This window comes from Pseudomonas sp. WS 5411, from assembly GCF_012985595.1.
Lineage (GTDB): Bacteria > Pseudomonadota > Gammaproteobacteria > Pseudomonadales > Pseudomonadaceae > Aquipseudomonas > Aquipseudomonas shahriarae.
Map to the genome: position 1 here is coordinate 1 of NZ_JAARMC010000007.1, position 20,476 is coordinate 20,476.

Here is a 20,476-nt window from a genome sequence, read left to right on the forward strand (position 1 = left end):
GCTGGCCGTCATCCGATATTGATTTGGGGGGTAACCCGGCAGGACGCCGGGTTAGCCGCGCTGGGCCATGGATGGCCCATCGCGGCGGCCCCCCAAATCAATGTCGGATGACGGGCACACCGAGCCTAGGCGAGGTGCCGAGTGGTGGGGCAAGAGCCCTTTTGGTTACTTTTGGGGCTCTTTTCCAAAAGTGACCCGCCGTAAGGGCGGAACCCTAAGTGGCCGTGACCGCAGCAACGGATATGTACACAAACCCAAGAAGCACCAGAGAAAAGAGTTATGTAGAAACTCATGCCCATCGCAGCCTCACCAAAGCTCAACAGCTCCCACATTAGGTCAGTGTGACACTCGACCATTCCTCGCTCAATTGCGCTGCTTGCAGACGGCTGGCGCACACCTAGGTATAGTGCCGCCCCTCTTCGCATGCACGATCGTCAGCCGCATGCGAACGCCGAACTAATAACAACCCGCGACATGGAACCGGGACGAGCCCTCGCCCCACCTATCGTGCTGTCTGCGAAATGGTGTGGAGTCGAGCCGTCCGGCTTTTGCCTTTACAGAAAACAGCGAGGAATACTCCATGCTAGAAGTCATCAACGACTTCCTCTCAGGAAAAGTACTGATCGTGCTCATTGTCGGGCTCGGTGGTTACTTCACGATCCGCTCGCGTTTCGTTCAGTTTCGTCACTTCTTTCATATGTTCGCGGTGTTTCGCGACAGCCTGAAAAGCAGTGCCGGCCAACTCAGTTCGTTCCAGGCGCTGATGCTCAGCCTGGCCGGGCGGGTGGGTGCCGGTAACATCGCCGGAGTCGGCATTGCCGTGACCCTGGGCGGCCCGGGCGCAGTGTTCTGGATGTGGGTCACCGCGCTGGTAGGCATGTCCTCGAGCTTTATCGAGTGCTCCCTGGGCCAGCTCTACAAACGTACCGACGCCGAAGGCACCTACCGTGGCGGCCCGGCCTATTACATCCAGCACGGCCTGCAAAAACGCTGGCTGGGGATGGTCATGGCGTTTCTGCTGCTGGTGACCTTCGGGTTCGCCTTCAATGGCCTGCAAGCCCATGCCGTGACCCACTCGCTGAACAACGCCTTTGGCTTCGACACCACCTACACCGGCCTGGCGCTGGCGGTGTTGCTGGGCCTGGTGTTTATCGGCGGGATCAAGCGCATTGCCTCGATTGCCGACCTGCTGGTACCAGTCAAGACCCTGGTCTATATCGCCGTGACGGTCTACGTGATCGTGCTGCAATTCGACCAGGTACCGGCCATGCTCGCGACCATCGTCAAGAGCGCCTTTGGCCTGGACCAGGCCTTCGGCGGCCTGGTGGGCAGCGCGATCATCATGGGTGTGAAGCGCGGCGTGTTTGCCAACGAAGCGGGCCTGGGCAGCGCGCCCAACGTGGCAGCCGTGGCCTCGGTGGAACACCCGGTCGCCCAAGGTGTGGTGCAAGCGTTCAGCGTGTTCCTCGACACCTTCATCATCTGCACCTGCACCGCCCTGCTGATCCTGCTCTCGGGCTTCTACACCCCAGGCTTTGAAGGCGACGGCATTGCCCTGACCCAGAACTCCCTGGCGGCGGTGGTCGGTGACTGGGGCCGGATGTTTATCTCGGTGGCCCTGGCGTTGTTCGTGTTCACCTCGATCATGTACAACTACTACCTGGGCGAGAGCAACCTGCGCTTTTTGGTGGGCAACAACCGCAAGGTGCTGATCGGTTATCGCGCGCTGGTGCTGGTGCTGATCTTCTGGGGTTCGATCGAGAACCTGAGCACCGTGTTCGCCTTCGCCGACATCACCATGACCATGCTGGCGTTCGTCAACCTGTTCGCCCTGGCGTTCCTGTTCAAGATCGCCATGCGCATCCTCAACGACTACGACAGCCAGCGCGCGGCGGGCATCAAGACCCCGGTGTTCGATTCCAGCCAGTTCCCTGACCTGGACCTGGACCGCAAGGCCTGGCCGGCCAACCCGGTGCAGCCGGAGCCAACGGTTCAAGCGACTGCTGAACTGAACGCCCAAGTGCAACGCTGAGCCTAGATAGATGACACGCCGCCCGGCCTTGGGCATGCTCTGGGCCCGGCGGCGTTTTTCGTTCAGGAGATTCTTCGATGTCCAAAGCTAACACCATCATGGTGCTCTACACCGGCGGCACCATCGGCATGCAGGCCAGCGCCAACGGCCTGGCGCCCGCTTCGGGCTTTGAAGCGCGCATGCGCGAACAGCTTGCCCACCTGCCAGCGCCAGCCTGGCGCTTTCGGGAAATGTCGCCGCTGATCGACAGCGCCAATATGACGCCCGCCTACTGGCAGCGCCTGCGCAGCGCCGTGGTCGAGGCTGTCGACGAGGGCTGCGATGGCGTGCTGATTTTGCATGGCACCGACACCCTGGCCTACAGCGCGGCAGCCATGAGTTTCCAACTGCTGGGCCTACCGTCGCCCGTGGTGTTCACCGGTTCAATGCTGCCGGCCGGCGTGCCTGACAGCGATGCCTGGGAAAACGTCAGCGGCGCCCTGGCAGCGTTGGGCGAAGGCCTCGCGCCCGGTGTGCACCTGTACTTCCACGGCGCACTGATGGCGCCGACCCGCTGCGCGAAAATCCGCAGTTTTGGCCGCCATCCCTTTGCTGCACTGCAGCGCAACGGTGGCGTGGCCAAGGCCCAGGCCCTGCCCGCCGCCCTGGACTACCGCCAGCCCAAGGCCCTGGCCAATGTCGGTGTGTTGCCGCTGGTGCCGGGCATTGATGCCGGGCAACTGGACGCCCTGGTCGCCAGCGGCATCCAGGCGCTGGTGCTCGAATGCTTTGGCAGCGGCACCGGGCCCAGCGATAACCCGGCGTTCCTCGCCAGCCTGCAGCGCGCGCTGGATCGGGACGTGGTGGTGGTCGCAATCACCCAATGCCATGAAGGTGGCGTGGAACTGGACGTGTATGAAGCGGGCAGCCGCTTGCGTGGGGTCGGCGTGTTGTCCGGTGGCGGCATGACCCGCGAAGCTGTGTTCGGCAAGCTGCAAGCCCTGCTCGGCGCCGGGCTGCCCAACGACGCAGTACGGCGCCTGGTCGAACTGGACCTGTGCGGCGAACTGAGCTGAGCGGCATATAACTTGCTCCACTTCCAGCCATCCCCTGGCTGGAAGTTCCCATGCTGCACTCCCACCTCACCACCCTCAATGCCGTTTCCCTGGTGCTCAGCACCTTCAAGGCCGAAGGCTTGCCCGCCGAAGCGCTGCTGGCCGGCAGTGGCATCTGTGCGGCGGACTTGAGCCGCGCCGACACACGCATCGCCACGCACCAGGAAATGCAGGTGTGCGCCAATGCCGTGGCCTTGCAGCGTGATATCGGGCTGATCGTGGGGCGACGGATGCACGTATCGGCCTACGGCATGCTCGGCTATGCGCTGCTCACCAGTGCCACTTTCGGTGACGCTTTGCGCCTGGCCCTACGTTATCCGGCGCTGTTGGGAACACTGTTCGAGCTGAGCCTGGAGCAAGACGGTGAGCGTATCTGGTTCACCGCCAGCGATTACCGCGAAAGCCCGGCACTGACCGCCTTCAATGTGGAGCTGTGCCTGGGATCGCTGAAGGTAATCTGCGACGACTTGCTCGGCCACCCGCTGCCGCTGCTGGGTGCGCGCTTTGAGCATGCCGCGCCGGATTATCAGGCGCGCTACGCCGAGTGTTTCGACTGCCCGCTGCAATTCCAGGCCACTGCCAATGCGTTCGCCTTTGACCAACGCTGGCTCGCCCAACCGTTGCCCCTGGCCGACACGGTGACCCATCGGGCGATGGCCGAGCGCTGCCGCAAACAGAACACCGAATTCACCGGGCGCGAGGCCTGGCTGGGGCGGGTGCGCCAGTTGCTCGCGGCGCAACTGCACGCCGCCCCCGGGCTGGATGGCCTGGCCCAGCAGATGAACTGTTCACCCCGCACCCTGCGCCGGCACCTGCATGACCTGGGCTGCAGCTACCAGGAACTGCTGGACGAACTGCGCTTTGAGCGCGCCAAGCAACTGTTGGCGCAAGACCAGTGGCCGATCTACCGCATCGCCGAGCAGTTGGGTTTCAGTGAGACCGCGAGCTTCCGGCACGCCTTTGTACGCTGGAGCGGTGTAGCGCCGAGTCAATTTCGAGCATGACGCCCCATGTAGGGGCGAATTTCGGACAGACAATTTGGCCATATTTATCCCCTTTTGGCCGCTCCTGCCGTTCTCCAAACCTGCGTACACCGCAACACTGCAAGGCATCCCAACCTGCCTGCGGAGAACAATAAAAATGCTGACGATCTACTCGGACGATCACCACCTGCACCATGGCCGTTGCGAATTGATGGACGGCCAGTTGATGCCCTGCTTCGAAATGCCTTCGCGCGCCGACCATGTGCTGCAACGGGTCAAGGACCGTGAACTGGGCCCGGTGCAAGCGCCGCAGGACTTTGGCCTGGCGCCGCTGCAACGTATTCACAGCCGCGACTACCTGGAGTTTTTCAAAGGGGCATGGCAACGCTGGACGGCCTTCGGCCAGGACGGTGACCTGCTGCCCTACACCTGGCCCGCCCGCACCCTGCGCCGCGTATTGCCCACCAGCCTGCATGGTCAACTGGGCTATTACAGCTTCGATGGCGGTGCGCCGATCACCGCCGGCACCTGGCAAGCCGCCTACAGCGCAGCGCAGGTCGCGCTGACCGCACAACACGCGATCCAAAACGGTGCCCACAGTGCCTTCGCCCTGTGCCGCCCGCCGGGGCATCATGCCGCCAGTGACTTGATGGGCGGTTATTGCTACCTCAACAACGCCGCCATCGCCGCCCAGGCCTTTCTCGATCAGGGCCACAAAAAGGTCGCGATCCTCGATGTCGATTACCACCACGGCAACGGCACCCAGTCGATTTTCTATGAGCGCAGTGACGTGCTGTTCACTTCGATCCACGGGCATCCGGAGGCAGAGTTTCCGTTTTTCCTCGGCTACGCCGATGAGCTGGGCGACGGTGCCGGTGAAGGCTTCAACTTCAACTACCCACTGCCGGCCGGTTCCGCCTGGGACACCTGGAGCGCCGCACTGGAGCAGGCCTGCCAGGCAATCGAAGGCTATGGCGCGGACATCATCGTCGTGTCCCTGGGCGTCGACACATTCAAGGACGACCCCATCTCGCAGTTCAAGCTCGACAGCCCGGACTACCTGGCCATGGGTGCGCGTATCGCTCGCCTGGGCAAGCCGACGCTGTTTGTGATGGAAGGCGGCTATGCGGTGGAAGAAATCGGCATCAATGCCGTCAACGTTCTCGAAGGTTTTGAGGGGGCTGCCCAATGAACATGCTCAAGTCGCTTGTGCTCTGTGCCGCCGTGCTGAGCACCGCCGCCCACGCCGAAGAAAAAACCCTGCGGGTCTATAACTGGTTCGACTACATCACCCCCAAGGCCCTAGACGACTTCAAGGCCCATAACCCGGCGATCAAACTGATCTACGACATCTTCGACACCAACGAGGCCCTGGAGGCCAAGCTGCTGACCGGCAACTCCGGCTACGACGTGGTAGTGCCGTCCAACGTGTTCCTGGCCAAGCAGGTCGAGGCCGGGGTGTTCCAACCCCTGGACCGCAGCCAGTTGCCGAACTGGAACCACCTCGATCCCAAGCTGATGCAGTTGATTGAAGCCAACGACCCGGGCAATAAATTCGCCGTGCCCTATATGTACGGCACCATCCTGATTGGCTTTAATCCGGACAAGGTCAAGGCCGTGCTGGGGGCCGACGCGCCGGTGGACAGCTGGGACTTGATCTTCAAGCCCGAGAACATCAGCAAGCTCAAGCAATGCGGGGTCGCGCTGCTGGATTCGCCATCGGAAATCCTGCCCCTGGCCTTGCAGCACCTGGGCCTGGACCCCAACAGCAGCAACCCCAAGGACTATGTAAAAGCCGAAGCGTTGCTGATGAAGATCCGCCCCTCCATCACCTACTTCCACTCCTCCAAGTACATGGCCGATATCGCCAACGGTGACATTTGCGTGGCCGTCGGCTACTCCGGCAGTTTCTCCCAGGCGGCCAACCGCGCCAGGGAAGCCAAGAACGGGGTGATTGTCGACATGCGCCTGCCCAAAGAGGGCGCGCCGATCTGGTTCGATATGCTGGCCATTCCCAAGGGCGCGAAAAACCCGCAAGACGCCTACACCTTTATCAATTACCTGCTGCAACCCCAGGTCATTGCGCCTATCAGCGACTTTGTCGGCTATCCCAACCCGAACAAGGACGCGACCGGGCTGGTGGATCCGGCAATCCGCAACAACCCTAACCTGTACCCGACCGAGGCGGCGATGGCCACGCTCTACACCCTCAAGCCGCTGGCCCGTGACGCCGAACGCGCCAGGACCCGCGCCTGGACCAAGATCAAGTCCGGGACCTGAGCAATCATGGCCGGGGAGCACCCTCTCCGGCCCCGGCGCCACCTCACCGAAAGCGATCGCGCGCCCAGATCATCCCACCCGCCAGGCCTTGCGCAGCCGCGCCAGGGCCTGGGCGATAGCCGCTTCGGGCACGGCGGCAAACCCCAGCACCAGGCCGGCGCGCTGGGCCGGTGCCGAGTGGGTGTCGGGCAGCCAATAGCTGCTCAGGGCGTTGATTTCTACATCCGCTGCCAGGGCCTGGGCGACTAACTGCGCCTCACGGGCCAGGCTTTCCACCCGTACTGTGAGGTGCAAGCCTGCCGCGACACCGGGCAGGCTACCCACGCCAGGCACGTCGTCGGGCCAACCGGCCAGCAAGACATTGCGACGACTCAAGGCGGCGCGGCGCATGCGCCGGATGTGCCGCTGGAAGTGCCCCGCTGCCATGAACTCGGCCATCACCGCCTGGGTGCTGACCTCCGAATGCCGCACGTCCACGGCGCGCCGCTGGGTGAAGGCGCTCACCAAGCCCGGCGGCAGCACCAGATAACCCAGGCGCAACGCCGGGAATGCGACTTTGCCGAAAGTCCCCACATAGAGCACCCGATCACTGCGATCCAGGGCCGCCAGCGGTGCCAGGGGCGCGCCGCTGTAACGGTACTCACCGTCGTAGTCATCCTCGATGATCCAGCCGCCCGTGCGCTCGGCCCAGGCCAGCAACTCCAGGCGCCGGGCCAGGCTCATGACCACCCCCGTCGGGTACTGGTGGGAAGGCGTGACATAGGCCAGGCGGCAGTCGTTGAGCGCGTTCAATGCCGTGCAGTCGATGCCCTCTGCGTCCACCTCCACGCCCTGGAGTTTTGCCCCGGCATTGGCAAACGCATGCCCTGCCGCCCGGTAGCCGGGATTTTCAATTGCCACGCTATCCCCAGGGCCCACCAGTAGCTGTGCACAAAGGCTGATTGCCTGTTGCGCGCCGCTGGTGATCACAATTTGCTCAGCGGTGCATTGCATGCCTCGCGAGCTGCGCAAGTAAGCCGCGATCAGCCCACGCAATCGCTCATCCCCGGCCGGGTTGCCGTAACACAGTTGTTGCAGGTCAGGCTTGCGCCAAAAAGCCGCATTCAGCTTGGCCCAGACGTCAAACGGGAACAGATCGAAGGCCGGTACACCGACACGAAAAGCCCGTAGAGGGCCACTGGGTGGCAGCGGTAAATGGTTGTTTTCCAGACGACCCAGAGCGGGACTGTGGATAACTTCACTGGATAAATTCCCAGTTATATTTGCGGGTTTTGTGGATAAGGCTGGGGATAAGCCTGTTGATAACCCTGTGGACACTTTTGTGGATAATTTTTTTGTGCCCGGGTCGGTGGTGGGCAATTGCGCCACATAGGTCCCATCGCCCACGCGGCCTTCGATAAAGCCTTCGGCATACAACTGATCGTAGGCCCGCACCACACTGTTGCGGGAAATCGACAACGCCGCCGCCAGATCCCGGCTGGCTGGCAGCCGGGTCCCACTGGCCAGCCGCCCGTCCAGCACCCGCTGGCGCAGGGCCTCGTACAGCTGGCGTGTCAGGCCCTGACGGCGATCCAGTTCAATACCCGCAGGGTTGAATGACATGGGCGACATATTGGACCTATGAAATTGGCCTTAGATGGCTCTTACAACAGACCATTAGCCTGCCTAGGATGCAGGCATTCGCCAAGGAAAATATTTATGTACACGCCTCGCGCCTTTGCCCTCGACGATTTGCCCGAACTGCAGCAACTGATCCGGCACACGCGCCTGGCGCAGTTGGTGACCTTTGGCGAGCACGGCCTGCAGGCCAGCCATTTGCCGCTGCTGCTCAACCCCGATGAAGGACCCAATGGCACCCTCTACGGCCATCTGGCCAAGGCCAATCGCCAGTGGCAAGACCTGCAGAACGGCAGCGAGGCCCTGGTGATTTTTGCCGGTGCCGAGGCCTATGTCAGCCCAGGGTTTTATCCGGCCAAGGCCGAACACGGCAAAGTGGTGCCCACCTGGAATTACCTGGCGGTCCACGCCTATGGCCAGGCCGAGGTGTTCACCGATGCCGAGCGCCTGCTCACACTGGTCAGCGCCCTGACCGACCGCCACGAAAACGGGCGCGCCCAACCGTGGAAAGTCAGCGATGCCCCGGCGGACTACATCGACGGCATGCTCAAGGCCATCGTCGGGTTCGCCCTGCCGATCCAGCGCCTGCAAGGCAAGCGCAAGCTCAGCCAGAACCGCAGCGCGGCGGATATCGCCGGCGTACGCGAAGGGCTGGCCGCAAGCTTTGACGTGCGTGACCAAACCCTCGCCCGATTCATTCCCAAGGAGCCCTTATGAGCCAGATCGACATCCGCCGGGTGCAAGCCGCCGACCACGCTGCCTGGTTGCCACTGTGGCAGGCCTACCTGCGCTTCTACGACACGCAGTTGCCGGACGCCGTCAGCACCAGCACCTGGCAACGCCTGCTCGACCGCAACGAGCCGACCCATTCGGCCCTGGCCTGGCAGGACGGCAAGGCGGTGGGTATGGTCAACTTCATCTATCACCGCTCCAACTGGAGCATCGAAAGCTCCTGTTACTTGCAAGACCTGTTCGTGGACGCCGCCCAGCGCGGTGCCGGAGTTGGTCGCAAATTGATCGAATTCGTCTACACCACCGCCAAGGCCGAGGGGTGCTGCAAGGTCCACTGGTTGACCCATGAGACCAATACCACTGCGATTGCGTTATACGAACGCATCGCCGAACGTCCCGGCTTTATCCAGTTTCGCAAAGGCCTATAAGGAGCACAGCATGTCGACCTCACTCGCAGACTGGAAAGGCGCCCCGGCGCCCACCGCCCAACTGATCGAAGGGCGCTTTATCCGCCTGGAAAAGCTCGACCCGGCCCGCCACACCGATAGCCTGTGGCAAGCCCTCCAGGGCCCCGGTGCCGACCCCAAGCTGTGGGACTATTTGCCCTACGGCCCGTTTACCGAGCGCGCCGTTTTTGATGCGTGGCTGAACAACCATGCGGCCAATAGCGATCCGTACTTTTTCAGCGTGATCGACCGCGCCAGCGGCGACGTGCAGGGCATCCTCAGCCTGATGTCGATCGTCCCGGCCCAGGGCCGCATCGAAATCGGCCACGTCACCTTCGGCGCCCCAATGCAGCGCTCACCGAAAAGCACCGAGGCCGTGTATCTGCTGGCCCGGCACGCGTTTGAGCTGGGCTACCGGCGCCTGGAATGGAAGTGCAACAACGGCAACGCCCGCTCCAAATACGCAGCCGAGCGCCTGGGGTTCAGTTTTGAAGGGGTGTTCCGCCAGCATATGGTGGTCAAGGGGCAGAACCGCGACACGGCGTGGTACTCGATCCTCGATGGAGAATGGCCGAAGGTCGGCGCCGGGTTTGAGGCCTGGCTTGGGGAGGCTAACCAGACGGCCGATGGGCAGGCGAAAACCCTGACTGAATGTCGGGGCTGACGTTCAGCTCAACGGACGCCGAACCTTGACCACGCCCATCTGCAAGCCGAACGGCCGGAACACCGCGTTCAACAACTTGAGCGTCTGATTGCCCTCGCCGTGCTCGATATGCACCAGGGTGCGCAGGGAAATCCTGCACATCCTGGCGAACTGGCCCTGGTGCAGGCCGGTGACCTCCACGCGCAGCCGGCGCACGGCTTCGCCGACCTGCAGGGTACCCTCGGCCAGGCCCTGCTCCACACTCTCGATCAACAAGGCGCGTGTATCCAATAAAATACACCTTCCTCCAGGCCACAACCCTTACGCCTTTATTCACCTGGCACTGAAGATCTCTCCCGCAAACCGCAAACGCTTACCCTGACAGTTATCCCTCCAGCGCCTCGCTAAATTTCCCGCCTCACATCTCAGAGGTTCGGACCTATGCCCTGCACATCCAAACGACTCGCCCTTGTCATCACTTTCGCGCTGAGTGCGTTGAGCATTCAATTGGCCGCTGCACGCGGGGATATGGGGCCGCCGCCCAGCGAACCTGAACCGGCCAGTCCTTTTTATTTCATTGACTACGCCACCACCGGCAATGGCCGGGCTGTGGCCCAGGTGCTGGACCGTGCGGTGGATGCGTTGCTGGAGTCGGGCGACCTGAGCGCGCGAGAAAAGTATCTGATTGCAGATGACGCCCGCTATATGGGCAACCTGGCCCCTGGAAGAATCGGCGCGGTGCTGGAGCAACTGGCTGCCAGCCAGAACGCCAACCTGGGCAGCGCCACCCAGAACAGCCTGAAGCCACTGCAGAGCAGTTTGCTGGCGGCCATGAGCGACGTGAGCGGCGATGCCAACGGTCGTGTCTGGCTGCAGGGCCTGGGCAACGCCGGCAGCCTGGACGGCCAGCACGGCGGTGGCGATTTGCAACAGCGTAACCAGGGCGTGGTGCTGGGCGCCGATTGGGCCGTGGACCCCGCCTGGCGCATGGGTGTGATGGGGGCCAAGACGACCAGTGACCTGAGCGCCAAACGCTTCAAGGCCGCGCTCGACAGCTGGCACCTGGGGGCTTACGCGGTGCGCCAGGATGGGCCGCTGGCCTTGCGCCTGGGGGCGATCCACAGCAACCACGCCGGGTTGAACAAGCGCAGCGTGGATTTTGATTTCATCGACCATCGCGAACAACTCAAGGGCAAGTACACCGCGCAAAGCCAGACGGTTTTCAGCGAAATGGGCTATCGCGCGGACCACGGCAGTTTTACCGTCGAACCGTTCGCGGGCATCGGTTATCAGCGCTACCAGCGCGAGCGCTTCAAGGAAAAAGGCGGCCTCAGCGCCCTGAGTGTCGGCGAGCAGACCCAGCAGAACCTGAGCAGCACCTTCGGCCTGCGCATGACCAGCCTCTATACCCTGGACAACCAGATGCCCCTCAAACCCCATTTCAGCGCCCGCTGGAAACACCTGTATGGCGATGTCGGCAACCGCGTGCGCCAGTCCTCGGCCTGGGTGGACAGGTCGGTGTTCAACAGCGATTTCACCATCGAGGGCACTGCCCTGGACCGCAATAGCATGGCCCTGCAAGCCGGGCTGGGGCTGGGCGTATCGACCACCCAGAGCGTGGGCCTGACCTACACCGGCGATTTTGGCGCGCGCAGCAGCAACCAGGCCGTGATGGGCCAATGGACCCTGACGTTCTGATTTCGCACGGTTTGCAGACAAAAAAAAGGGGGCACATGCCCCCCCGAGGATTAAGCGGTAGTCTCGAAGGCTGGGGATCAGCCTTCGATTTCGATCAGGATTTCACCCGGGTTGACCCGGTCGCCCTTGGCTACGTGAACGGCGGTGACTTTGCCGGCGATGGCCGCCTGCACTTCCGTCTCCATCTTCATCGCTTCAGTGATCAGCACAGCCTGGCCGGCCTTGACCACGTCGCCTTCCTTGACCAGCACATCCACGATATTGCCCGGCATCGCCGTGCTCACATGGCCCGGCTCGCTGGCCTGCTTGCGCTTGCTGGTGCCGCCGCCGACGAATTCGTTGAGCGGTTCGAACACCACTTCTTCCGGCATGCCGTCGATGGACAGGTAGAAGTGACGCTTGCCTTCGGCCTTGACGCCAACACCAGTGATATCCACGCGGTAGCTTTCGCCGTGCACGTCGATCACGAACTCGGTCGGCACACCTTCACCGCCGGCACGGGCCACGCCGCCGGCTTCCGGGATCGGCAGCAATACTTCTGGGGCCAGGGTGCCGGCGTCGCGCTCTTCAAGGAACTTGCGGCCGATGTCCGGGAACATCGCGTAGGTCAGCACGTCTTCTTCGGACTTGGCCAACGCGCCGATTTCGCCACGCAGCTTGGTCATTTCCGGCTTGAGCAGGTCGGCTGGGCGCACGTCGATCACGTCTTCGCTGCCGATGGCCTGGCGACGCAACTTCTCGTTCACCTTACCCGGCGCCTTGCCGTAGCCGCCTTGCAGGTACAGCTTCACTTCGTTGGTGATGGTCTTGTAGCGCTCGCCGGCCAGCACGTTGAAGAACGCCTGGGTGCCGACGATTTGCGAGGTTGGCGTGACCAGCGGCGGGAAGCCGAGGTCTTCACGTACCCGTGGGATCTCTGCCAGCACTTCGCTCATGCGGTTGAGAGCGCCCTGCTCTTTGAGCTGGTTGGCCAGGTTGGAAATCATCCCGCCCGGCACCTGGTTGACTTGCACACGGGTGTCGACGGCGGTGAATTCACTTTCGAACTGGTGGTACTTCTTGCGCACGGCATAGAAGTACAGACCGATCTCCTGCAACAGCTCCAGGTCGAGGCCGGTGTCGAACTCGCTACCTTTGAGGGCGGCGACCATCGACTCGGTACCCGGGTGGCTGGTGCCCCAGGCGAAGCTGGAGATGGCGGTGTCGATATGGTCGGCACCGTTTTCGATAGCCTTGAGTTGGCACATCGCGGCCAAACCGGCGGTGTCATGGGAGTGGATAAAGATCGGCAGGCTCTGCTCGGCCTTCAGCGCCTTGACCAGTTCGCCGGTGGCATACGGGGTCAGCAGGCCGGCCATGTCCTTGATCGCAATGGAGTCGCACCCCATGGACTCCAACTGCTTGGCCTGGGCCACGAACGCCTCGATGGTGTGCACCGGGCTGGTGGTGTAGGCGATGGTGCCCTGGGCGTGTTTGCCGGCCGCTTTTACCGCTTCGATGGCCACGCGCAGGTTACGCACGTCGTTCATGGCGTCGAAGATACGGAACACGTCGATGCCATTTACCGCTGCCTTTGCCACGAAGGCTTTGACCACGTCGTCGCTGTAATGGCGGTAGCCCAGCAGGTTCTGCCCACGCAGCAGCATTTGCAGGCGCGTGTTGGGCAACGCGGCGCGCAGTTTGCGCAGGCGCTCCCACGGGTCTTCTTTCAAGAAGCGTACGCAAGCGTCGAAGGTCGCGCCGCCCCAGACTTCCAGGGACCAGTAGCCGACTTTGTCGAGCTTGTCGCAGATCGGCAGCATGTCGTCGGTGCGCATGCGGGTGGCCAGCAACGATTGGTGGGCGTCGCGCAGGATGGTGTCGGTAACGAAGATCTTCTTGCTCATTGTTATATTCCTCACAGGCCTGCGTGGGCGGCGATGGCGGCGGCGATGGCCAGGGCCAGCTCTTCGGGTTTGCGCTTGATCGAGTAGTTGGTCAGCTCAGGATGGCTTTCCACAAAACTGGTGTTGAACTGGCCGCTGCGGAATTCCGGGTTGCGCAGGATTTCCTGGTAGTAGGCGGCGGTGGTCTTCACGCCTTGCAGGCGCATGTCGTCCAGGGCTCGCAGGCCGCGGTCCATGGCTTCTTCCCAGGTCAGCGCCCATACCACCAGTTTCAGGCACATGGAGTCGTAGAACGGTGGGATGGTGTAGCCGGTGTAGATTGCCGTGTCGGTACGCACGCCGGGGCCGCCGGGGGCGTAGTAACGGGTGATCTTGCCGAAGCTTGGGAGGAAGTTGTTCTTCGGGTCTTCGGCGTTGATACGGAACTGCAACGCAAAGCCACGGTGCTGGATATCTTCCTGTTTTACCGACAGCGGCAGGCCGGACGCGATGCGGATCTGCTCGCGAACGATATCAATGCCGGTAATTTCTTCGGTGATGGTGTGTTCCACCTGCACCCGGGTGTTCATCTCCATGAAGTACACCTCGCCCTCGGCGAGCAGGAACTCCACGGTGCCGGCGTTCTCATAGCCCACGGCCTTGGCCGCACGCACCGACAGGTCGCCGATGTAGGCACGCTGTTCGGGGGTCAGTTGGGGGCTGGGGGCGATTTCGATGAGCTTCTGGTTACGGCGCTGGATCGAGCAATCACGTTCGAACAGATGCACCACGTTGCCAAAGCTGTCGCCGAGGATCTGCGCCTCGATGTGCTTGGGATTGACGATGCATTTTTCCAGGAACACTTCCGCCGAACCAAAGGCCTTGGTGGCCTCGGAGATGACGCGGGGGAAGGCTTGTTCGAGTTCTTCACGGCTGTTGCAGCGACGAATGCCGCGACCGCCACCACCGGAGGTGGCCTTGAGCATCACCGGGTAACCAATGCGGTCACCTTCGGTCAGCGCCTCGGCGATGTCGGCGACGTTGCCTTCGGTGCCCGGCGTCACCGGCACGCCGGCCTTGATCATGCTGCGGCGCGCTTCGGTCTTGTCGCCCATGCGGCGAATGACTTCGGCCGATGGACCAATGAATTTGATTCCACGTTCGGCGCAAATGTCCGCCAGTTCGGCGTTTTCCGAGAGGAAGCCGTAGCCAGGGTGCAACGCGTCGCAGCCGGTTTCCACAGCCAGGTTCACCAGCTTGCGCGGGTTCAGGTAACCGGCCAGGGGCTCGGCACCAATGCTGTGGGCCTCATCGGCGCGCTTGACGTGCAAGGCGTGCCGGTCAGCGTCGGAATAGACCGCCACCGAACGAATACCCATTTCGGCACAGGCCCGCACAATGCGGACGGCAATCTCACCACGGTTGGCGATCAGGATCTTTTTTATCACTTGGAAATTCCCTTGAGCCGATTGCTGCGTTCTTCGACCTGCTAGACCAGGTCGGCGCGTGACTAAATGTTTCAGGTCAGTCGCCAGACACACACTATGCGCACTTAGGGATTAACAAAAATCAATAATTATTGGGTTGTGTATAAGTAAAGACTTATAGTTGACCCCACCGCCCCCTGCGAGCCGCTTTGAATTATGCGTAAGTCACTGATGCGTATGACATTACGTCAATTGCAGATCTTCAATGAAGTCTGCGATTTGCGCTCCTACAGCCGCGCTGCCGAGGAAATGTCCCTTACACAACCCGCCGTCAGCCTACAGATTCGCCAGCTCGAAGAGCTGGTCGGCCAGCCGTTGTTCGACTACGTGGGCAAAAAGCTTTACATGACCGAAGCCGCCGAAGCCCTGCAGCGGGCCAGCCGGGACATCTTCGGGCGCCTGGAAAACCTTGATATGCAGCTCTCGGACATGCAGGGCTCGCTGCAGGGGCAATTGAAGCTGGCGGTGGAGTCCAGTGCCAAATACTTCGTGCCGCACTTGTTCGCGGCCTTCAAGCGCCAGCATCCCGAGGTGCAGTTGCACCTCACGGTGGTCAACCGCGCCCAGGTGATCCGCCGGCTGTCGGACAACCGTGACGACCTGGTGATCATGTCCATGGTGCCGCAGGACATGGGCCTGGAATTTTTGCCCTTTCTCAACAACCCGATTGTCGCGGTGGCCCCGCCGGACCACCCACTGAGCCTGCAAGGCCCATTGCGCCTGCAGGATCTGGAACCCTACACCTTGCTGTTGCGCGAGCCGGGCTCCGGGACGCGCCTGGCCTGCGAGGAGTACTTCAAGGAAAAGCGCGTGCACTTCACCCAGACGGTGGAAGTGGCCTCGGCCGAGGCACAGCGCGAGTGCGTCGTGGCGGGGTTGGGCGTGGCGCTGCTGACGCGCCACGCCCTGAACCTGGAGCTGGCCACCGGCGGGCTCAAGGAGTTGCCGGTGGAAGAGCTGCCGCTGTACCGCAGCTGGTGCCTGGTGCAGGCCAAGGCCAAGCGCCTGTCACCGGTGGCCCATGCGTTCCTGGGCTTTATCCGCAACGAGCGGGTGCAGATCAGCGTGCTGGCTGAACGCTTCGCTGGGCAGCCGCGGGCGCCTGCCAGTGCAGCTCCGGATAGTCGCTGATGCTCTGCAGCAGTTGACGCTGGTCACAACGGTCTTCAATTGCACGACGGAACGCCATGCGGCGCTGGTCTTCCTGCTGACGACGGGTTTTGACGGTGCTGGTGCTGTCTTCGTAGTGCCGGGCCATTTCGAGTCTCCCAATGCGAGTACGGGGAGTTCAGGATGGGCGCGGGGGATGACGGTTTGGCGGCACGCGGGTTACAGGACGATGAATCTTGCCGGTGCAACACCGAGCAAATCTGTGGGAGCTGGCTTGCCTGCTCTCACAGTTGACCGAGTGCCACCTTGGGTCAGTCGTCGAGGGCTTTTACGGACTTGGGCGACAGCCGCAGGCTGCGCAAGCTGCGCTTGACGCTCTTGAGGTGGTTGACCAGGCTCGGACCACGCGCCATGGCCACGCCCATCGCCAGCACGTCGATCACCACCAGGTGGGCAATCCGCGCGGTCAGCGGGGTGTAGATCTCGGTGTCTTCGTGCACATCAATCGCCAGGTTGACCGTGGACAGCTCCGCCAATGGCGTCTGGCTCGGGCACAAGGTGATCAGTGAGGCGCCGCTTTCACGCACCAGGTTGGCGGTGATCAGCAAGTCCTTGGAGCGGCCCGACTGGGAAATACAGATCGCCACATCGGTGGGTTTCAACGTCACCGCCGACATCGCCTGCATATGCGGGTCACTGTAGGCCGCCGCCGTCAGCAGCAGACGGAAGAACTTGTGCTGGGCATCCGCCGCCACCGCACCCGACGCGCCAAAGCCATAGAACTCCACGCGCTGGGCCTGGGACATGGCAGTCACGGCTTTTTGCAGCTCGATCGGGTCGAGCTTCTCCCGCACTTCCATCAGGGTGTGCAGGGTGGTGTCGAAAATTTTCAGGCTGTAGTCGGCGACGGAGTCGTCTTCATGAATCGCGAACTGCCCGAAGCTGGCACCGGCCGCCAGGCTCTGGGCCAGTTTCAGCTTCAAGTCCTGGAACCCCGAGCAACCGATGGCGCGGCAGAAGCGCACGATGGTCGGCTCGCTGATCCCTACGCTGTGGGCAAGGTCAGCCATGGAACTGTGCATCACGGCCGCAGGGTCAAGCAGCACGTGATCGGCAACCTTGAGTTCCGATTTGCGTAACAGGTGGCGCGACTGGGCGATATGTTGCAACAGGTTCAAAGGGCAGGACTCTTGTTATTGGCAGACGCCAGGGATGTAGCAAGCTTGTAGTTATACTACAAGAATTGCTGATTTGCCCGCTCGATGCATCACTAAATCGCCCTACTGCCCCCTGAATCAGCGGGCAAGTGCGATGTAGCACCCGATGGCGCCTGGCTAGCCGTCAGGAAAATCTGCATTTTTCCGTAACAAATCCGCCAGTCCTTCGGCCTCGATCGGCCGGCTGATCAAATAGCCCTGCACCTCATCGCAGTTTTCAGCGCGCAGGAAATCCAGCTGCTGCTGATCTTCCACACCCTCGGCCACCACCTTGAGCGACAACCCATGGGCCATGGCAATGATGGCCCGGGTAATCGCCAAGTCTTCACGCCCCTGGCCCAGGCCGCGGATAAAAGTCTGGTCGATCTTCACGTAATCCACCGGGATGCGCTTGAGATAACTGAGGGACGAATAGCCGGTGCCAAAGTCGTCGATGGCCAGCTTCACCCCCAGATCGCGCAGTTGCTGGAAGGTGGCGATGATGTGCTCGACACTGTCGAGCAACTGACTTTCAGTCAGCTCCAACTCCAGGTACTGCGGGGCCAACCCGGTTTCGTCCAGCACCTGGCGTACCAGGCTGACCAACTTGCCCTGGCGCAACTGGTGCACCGACAGGTTGACCGACACGCGGATCGGCGCCAGGCCCTGACGCTGCCATTCACAGGCCTGCCAGCAGGCCTGGCGCAATACAAACTCGCCCAATGGCACGATCAACCCGGTCTCTTCCGCCAGCCCGATAAAATCACCCGGCGGCACGCTGCCCCACTGCGGATGGTCCCAGCGCACCAGCGCCTCGGCGGCGTTCATCTTGCCGGTGGCCAGGCACAGCTTGGGTTGGTAGAACACCTTCAACTGGCGCTCATCAATGGCTTTGCGCAACTGGTTTTCCAGCTGCAAACGCTCAAGGGTGCTGGCCTGCAAGCTGTCGGTGTAGAACTGGAAGTTATTGCCGCCCAGGTGCTTGGCGTGTTGCATGGCCATGTTTGATTGGCTGACCAATGCGGAAATTTCCCGCGCGTTATCCGGTAACAGGCTGACTCCGATTGAAGCGCTGACCACCAGCTCATGCCCCTCCACCGCCACCGGCACCCGCAGTTTGGCCAGCAGTCGGGTGGCCACCCGCGCCAGGCTCGACAGGCTGCCATAGGCGTCGAACAACACCGCGAATTCGTCGCCAGACAGTCGCGCAATGGTGTCGGCTTCCGGCAAGGCATTGATCAGGCGCCGGGCCATTTTTTGCAGCAATTGGTCGGCAATTTCGTGGCCCAGGCTGTCATTGAGCAGCTTGAAGCGGTCCAGGTTGATATGCAGCAACGCCAGGCTGCGGCCGCCTTGACGCACCCGTTGATGGGCCTCACGAAGGCGCTCGCGGAACAGCGAGCGGTTGGCCAGGCCCGTCAGTTCGTCGTAATGGGTGAGGTAGCGCATGCGCTCCTCGGACTCGCGGCGGGCGGACAAATCGGCGAAGAAGCCCACGATATGACTGACATTTCCCCGAACATCGCGCACCACGCTCAATTGCAGCCATTGCGGGTACAGCTCGCCGTTCTTGCGCGCCTCTACCAGTTCACCCTGCCAACTGCCGTGGTTCAACAGGGCCTGGCGAATCACCGGGAAGTGCCGGCGAGCGTCGCGGCTGCACGGCAACTCCACGACATTGCGCCCCAGCATGTCGTCGATATCAAAGCCGGTGACACGGCTGAAGGCTTGGTTGATCGCAATCAACACGTACTCCGGGTCCAGGATCACGATGCCTTCGCTGGCCGCCTCGAACACCGTGGACGCCAGCCGTAACTGCTCTTCCACCGCCTTGCCGGCGCTGATATCGCGCCGGGTACCGAGCATGCGCGTCACGCGCCCGCTGGCCGTGCGCTCTACGGCGCGCCCACGGTCCTCGATCCACACCCAGCGCCCGTCGCCATGGCGTACGCGGTACTCCACCTGATAGTCCTCGCTGCGCCCTTTCAAGTGCTCCACCAGCGCGTACTTGAGCAGCGGCAAGTCGTCCGGGTGCAGGCGTGGCTTGAGGTCGCGCAGCATCGCCGTGACGTATTCCGGCTCCAGGCCGAACAACTCCTTGAGTTGGGTGTGGTGGACTTCATCGGTTTGCAGGTTCCAGTCCCACAAGCCCAGCTCACTGGCCTGCAACGCCATGGCCAGGCGCGCCTCGCTTTTGCTCAGGGCCAGGCTGGCGGCGTCCAATTGCTGGCCGCGCTGTTCGACGCGCTGTTGCAGGCCGACCTGGGCCTCGCGCAGTTCCTGCTCGATCTGGCGGCGCTGCTCGACCTCGCGCACCAGGTCCTGATTCAACTGCTCGCTACGCTGACGCGCCTGTTGCAAGTGCTCGATCAGGGCCTGGTTCTGGAAGCGCCGCAGCAGACCGCGCTGGATCAGGCGGTTGACCTGCCATGCCACCAGGCTCAGGGATGCCAGCAGGATCAGGCCCAGGTAACTCCACCCCTGCAGTTGCGGTTCGCCGCTGCAGAATAGATAGAGGATGGTGGGCACCAGGCAGGGCAAGGCAAACGACAAAAACGCCGGCAAACTCACGGCGTAGGCCACGCTGGCCGATAAAGTGGCCGCGCCAATCAGGCCAAAGACCCAGGCCTGCTGCACGAAGCTATCCAACGGCACCAGGGCAATGGCCGCACTCGCCAGGGTCAGGCCACTGGCCGCCGAACCGAGCATGAACATCCGCCGCCAGACCGGCTGAGCCTGTCGGCTGGGCAAGGCGCTGTCGAAGGCCGCCACCTGGATCACGCGCATCGCCACCAGGGCCAGCAACCACACCAGCCAACTGCCGACCAGCACATAACGCTGCGGGCTCCAGAGCAACCAGGCGCAGACCAGACCGTTAATCAGCATCAATAACGTGGGCAGCAACGACCCCTGGTACAACAGACGCGTGCGCTCGACCGCCATCTCCATGGCGTAGTGCTTGCGGATAACCTGCTCCGGCGCGACAGAAGGGCCGGGCAAGTCAGTGCTGAGGGTCATAGGCAGTGTTCTTATAATGGTGAGCCCGAAACGTCGACGGAGCATACACAAGCAGACGGGCAGACCAAACTGCTCTGGATCATAAAAATCCGCGAATAAACCCCCGCAAACCATGGACCCAGAGGGGCTGAACAAGACAGGGCGCGGGCTACAGACGATGACTTACCAGTCATCACCGTGGCTGGAATATTTACCGATTGAACAGCGCCGGCGGTTTTTTTGTAGCGACCACCCGGCAATGGGATTTGCCCCCCTTCCCCCGGCACCCTAGAATG

General features: G+C 62.2%; 17 protein-coding genes. 10 read left to right on the forward strand and 7 right to left on the reverse strand.

Annotation, left to right across the window (positions count from 1 at the left end):
- The first annotated feature begins 580 nt into the window (after positions 1-580).
- From HBR93_RS12695 to HBR93_RS12715, 5 genes are all read left to right on the forward strand, one after another.
- The gene (locus HBR93_RS12695) at positions 581-2,032 is read left to right on the forward strand and encodes an alanine/glycine:cation symporter family protein (protein WP_169960426.1); all 1,452 of its coding nucleotides are present in this window, start codon (positions 581-583) and stop codon (positions 2,030-2,032) included.
- 77 nt (positions 2,033-2,109) lie between these two features.
- Positions 2,110-3,087 carry an asparaginase gene (locus HBR93_RS12700; RefSeq protein WP_169960427.1) on the forward strand — a complete coding sequence of 326 codons (978 nt, stop codon included), beginning with the start codon at positions 2,110-2,112 and terminating at the stop codon, positions 3,085-3,087.
- A 50-nt stretch (positions 3,088-3,137) separates the two neighbouring features.
- Complete coding sequence (locus tag HBR93_RS12705) at positions 3,138-4,130, forward strand: AraC family transcriptional regulator (RefSeq protein ID WP_057440561.1); 993 nt, start codon at positions 3,138-3,140, stop codon at positions 4,128-4,130.
- 136 nt (positions 4,131-4,266) lie between these two features.
- Positions 4,267-5,301 (forward strand): histone deacetylase family protein, encoded by a 1,035-nt coding sequence (locus tag HBR93_RS12710; RefSeq protein WP_057440562.1) that lies wholly within the window; start codon positions 4,267-4,269, stop codon positions 5,299-5,301.
- Complete coding sequence (locus HBR93_RS12715; protein WP_169960428.1) at positions 5,298-6,389, forward strand: polyamine ABC transporter substrate-binding protein; 1,092 nt, start codon at positions 5,298-5,300, stop codon at positions 6,387-6,389. Before HBR93_RS12710 ends, HBR93_RS12715 begins: the two co-directional genes overlap by 4 nt.
- A 69-nt stretch (positions 6,390-6,458) precedes the next feature.
- Here the strand turns inward: HBR93_RS12715 and HBR93_RS12720 are convergent, their stop codons facing one another.
- Positions 6,459-8,000: a PLP-dependent aminotransferase family protein gene (locus tag HBR93_RS12720; protein WP_169960429.1), complete on the reverse strand. Its 1,542-nt coding sequence runs from the start codon at positions 7,998-8,000 to the stop codon at positions 6,459-6,461.
- Between the two features lie 87 nt (positions 8,001-8,087).
- Here HBR93_RS12720 and HBR93_RS12725 point away from each other — a divergent pair, with 87 nt between their 5' ends.
- The 3 genes from HBR93_RS12725 to HBR93_RS12735 are packed head-to-tail and all read left to right on the forward strand — an operon-like array spanning position 8,088 to position 9,848.
- Positions 8,088-8,723 (forward strand): FMN-binding negative transcriptional regulator, encoded by a 636-nt coding sequence (locus HBR93_RS12725; protein WP_169960430.1) that lies wholly within the window; start codon positions 8,088-8,090, stop codon positions 8,721-8,723.
- Positions 8,720-9,166 (forward strand): GNAT family N-acetyltransferase, encoded by a 447-nt coding sequence (locus HBR93_RS12730; protein ID WP_120734363.1) that lies wholly within the window; start codon positions 8,720-8,722, stop codon positions 9,164-9,166. Before HBR93_RS12725 ends, HBR93_RS12730 begins: the two co-directional genes overlap by 4 nt.
- Before the next feature lie 10 nt (positions 9,167-9,176).
- Positions 9,177-9,848 carry a GNAT family protein gene (locus tag HBR93_RS12735; RefSeq protein ID WP_057440566.1) on the forward strand — a complete coding sequence of 224 codons (672 nt, stop codon included), beginning with the start codon at positions 9,177-9,179 and terminating at the stop codon, positions 9,846-9,848.
- Positions 9,849-9,851: 3 nt separating this feature from the next.
- Here HBR93_RS12735 and HBR93_RS12740 read toward each other — a convergent pair whose 3' ends face one another.
- Positions 9,852-10,118: a helix-turn-helix transcriptional regulator gene (locus tag HBR93_RS12740; protein WP_169960431.1), complete on the reverse strand. Its 267-nt coding sequence runs from the start codon at positions 10,116-10,118 to the stop codon at positions 9,852-9,854.
- Between the two features lie 150 nt (positions 10,119-10,268).
- Here HBR93_RS12740 and HBR93_RS12745 point away from each other — a divergent pair, with 150 nt between their 5' ends.
- Positions 10,269-11,525, forward strand: coding sequence for an autotransporter outer membrane beta-barrel domain-containing protein (locus HBR93_RS12745; RefSeq protein ID WP_169960432.1), 1,257 nt, complete (start codon positions 10,269-10,271; stop codon positions 11,523-11,525).
- A 77-nt stretch (positions 11,526-11,602) separates the two neighbouring features.
- Here HBR93_RS12745 and oadA read toward each other — a convergent pair whose 3' ends face one another.
- Both oadA and HBR93_RS12755 read right to left on the reverse strand, forming a co-directional pair.
- Positions 11,603-13,411: a sodium-extruding oxaloacetate decarboxylase subunit alpha gene (oadA, locus tag HBR93_RS12750; RefSeq protein ID WP_169960433.1), complete on the reverse strand. Its 1,809-nt coding sequence runs from the start codon at positions 13,409-13,411 to the stop codon at positions 11,603-11,605.
- A gap of 11 nt (positions 13,412-13,422) precedes the next feature.
- Complete coding sequence (locus HBR93_RS12755; protein ID WP_003213442.1) at positions 13,423-14,838, reverse strand: acetyl-CoA carboxylase biotin carboxylase subunit; 1,416 nt, start codon at positions 14,836-14,838, stop codon at positions 13,423-13,425.
- A 195-nt stretch (positions 14,839-15,033) separates the two neighbouring features.
- Between HBR93_RS12755 and HBR93_RS12760 the strand changes: the two genes are divergently transcribed.
- Complete coding sequence (locus tag HBR93_RS12760) at positions 15,034-16,008, forward strand: LysR family transcriptional regulator (protein ID WP_115129317.1); 975 nt, start codon at positions 15,034-15,036, stop codon at positions 16,006-16,008.
- Here HBR93_RS12760 and HBR93_RS26970 read toward each other — a convergent pair.
- From HBR93_RS26970 to HBR93_RS12770, 3 genes are all read right to left on the reverse strand, one after another.
- Positions 15,938-16,135 (reverse strand): hypothetical protein, encoded by a 198-nt coding sequence (locus tag HBR93_RS26970; RefSeq protein WP_057444237.1) that lies wholly within the window; start codon positions 16,133-16,135, stop codon positions 15,938-15,940. The genes HBR93_RS12760 and HBR93_RS26970 overlap by 71 nt on opposite strands.
- A 163-nt stretch (positions 16,136-16,298) precedes the next feature.
- Positions 16,299-17,165 (reverse strand): transcriptional regulator HexR, encoded by an 867-nt coding sequence (gene hexR / locus HBR93_RS12765; RefSeq protein WP_169960434.1) that lies wholly within the window; start codon positions 17,163-17,165, stop codon positions 16,299-16,301.
- Between the two features lie 156 nt (positions 17,166-17,321).
- Complete coding sequence (locus HBR93_RS12770) at positions 17,322-20,201, reverse strand: GGDEF domain-containing phosphodiesterase (protein WP_057961207.1); 2,880 nt, start codon at positions 20,199-20,201, stop codon at positions 17,322-17,324.
- Positions 20,202-20,476 lie beyond the last annotated feature (275 nt).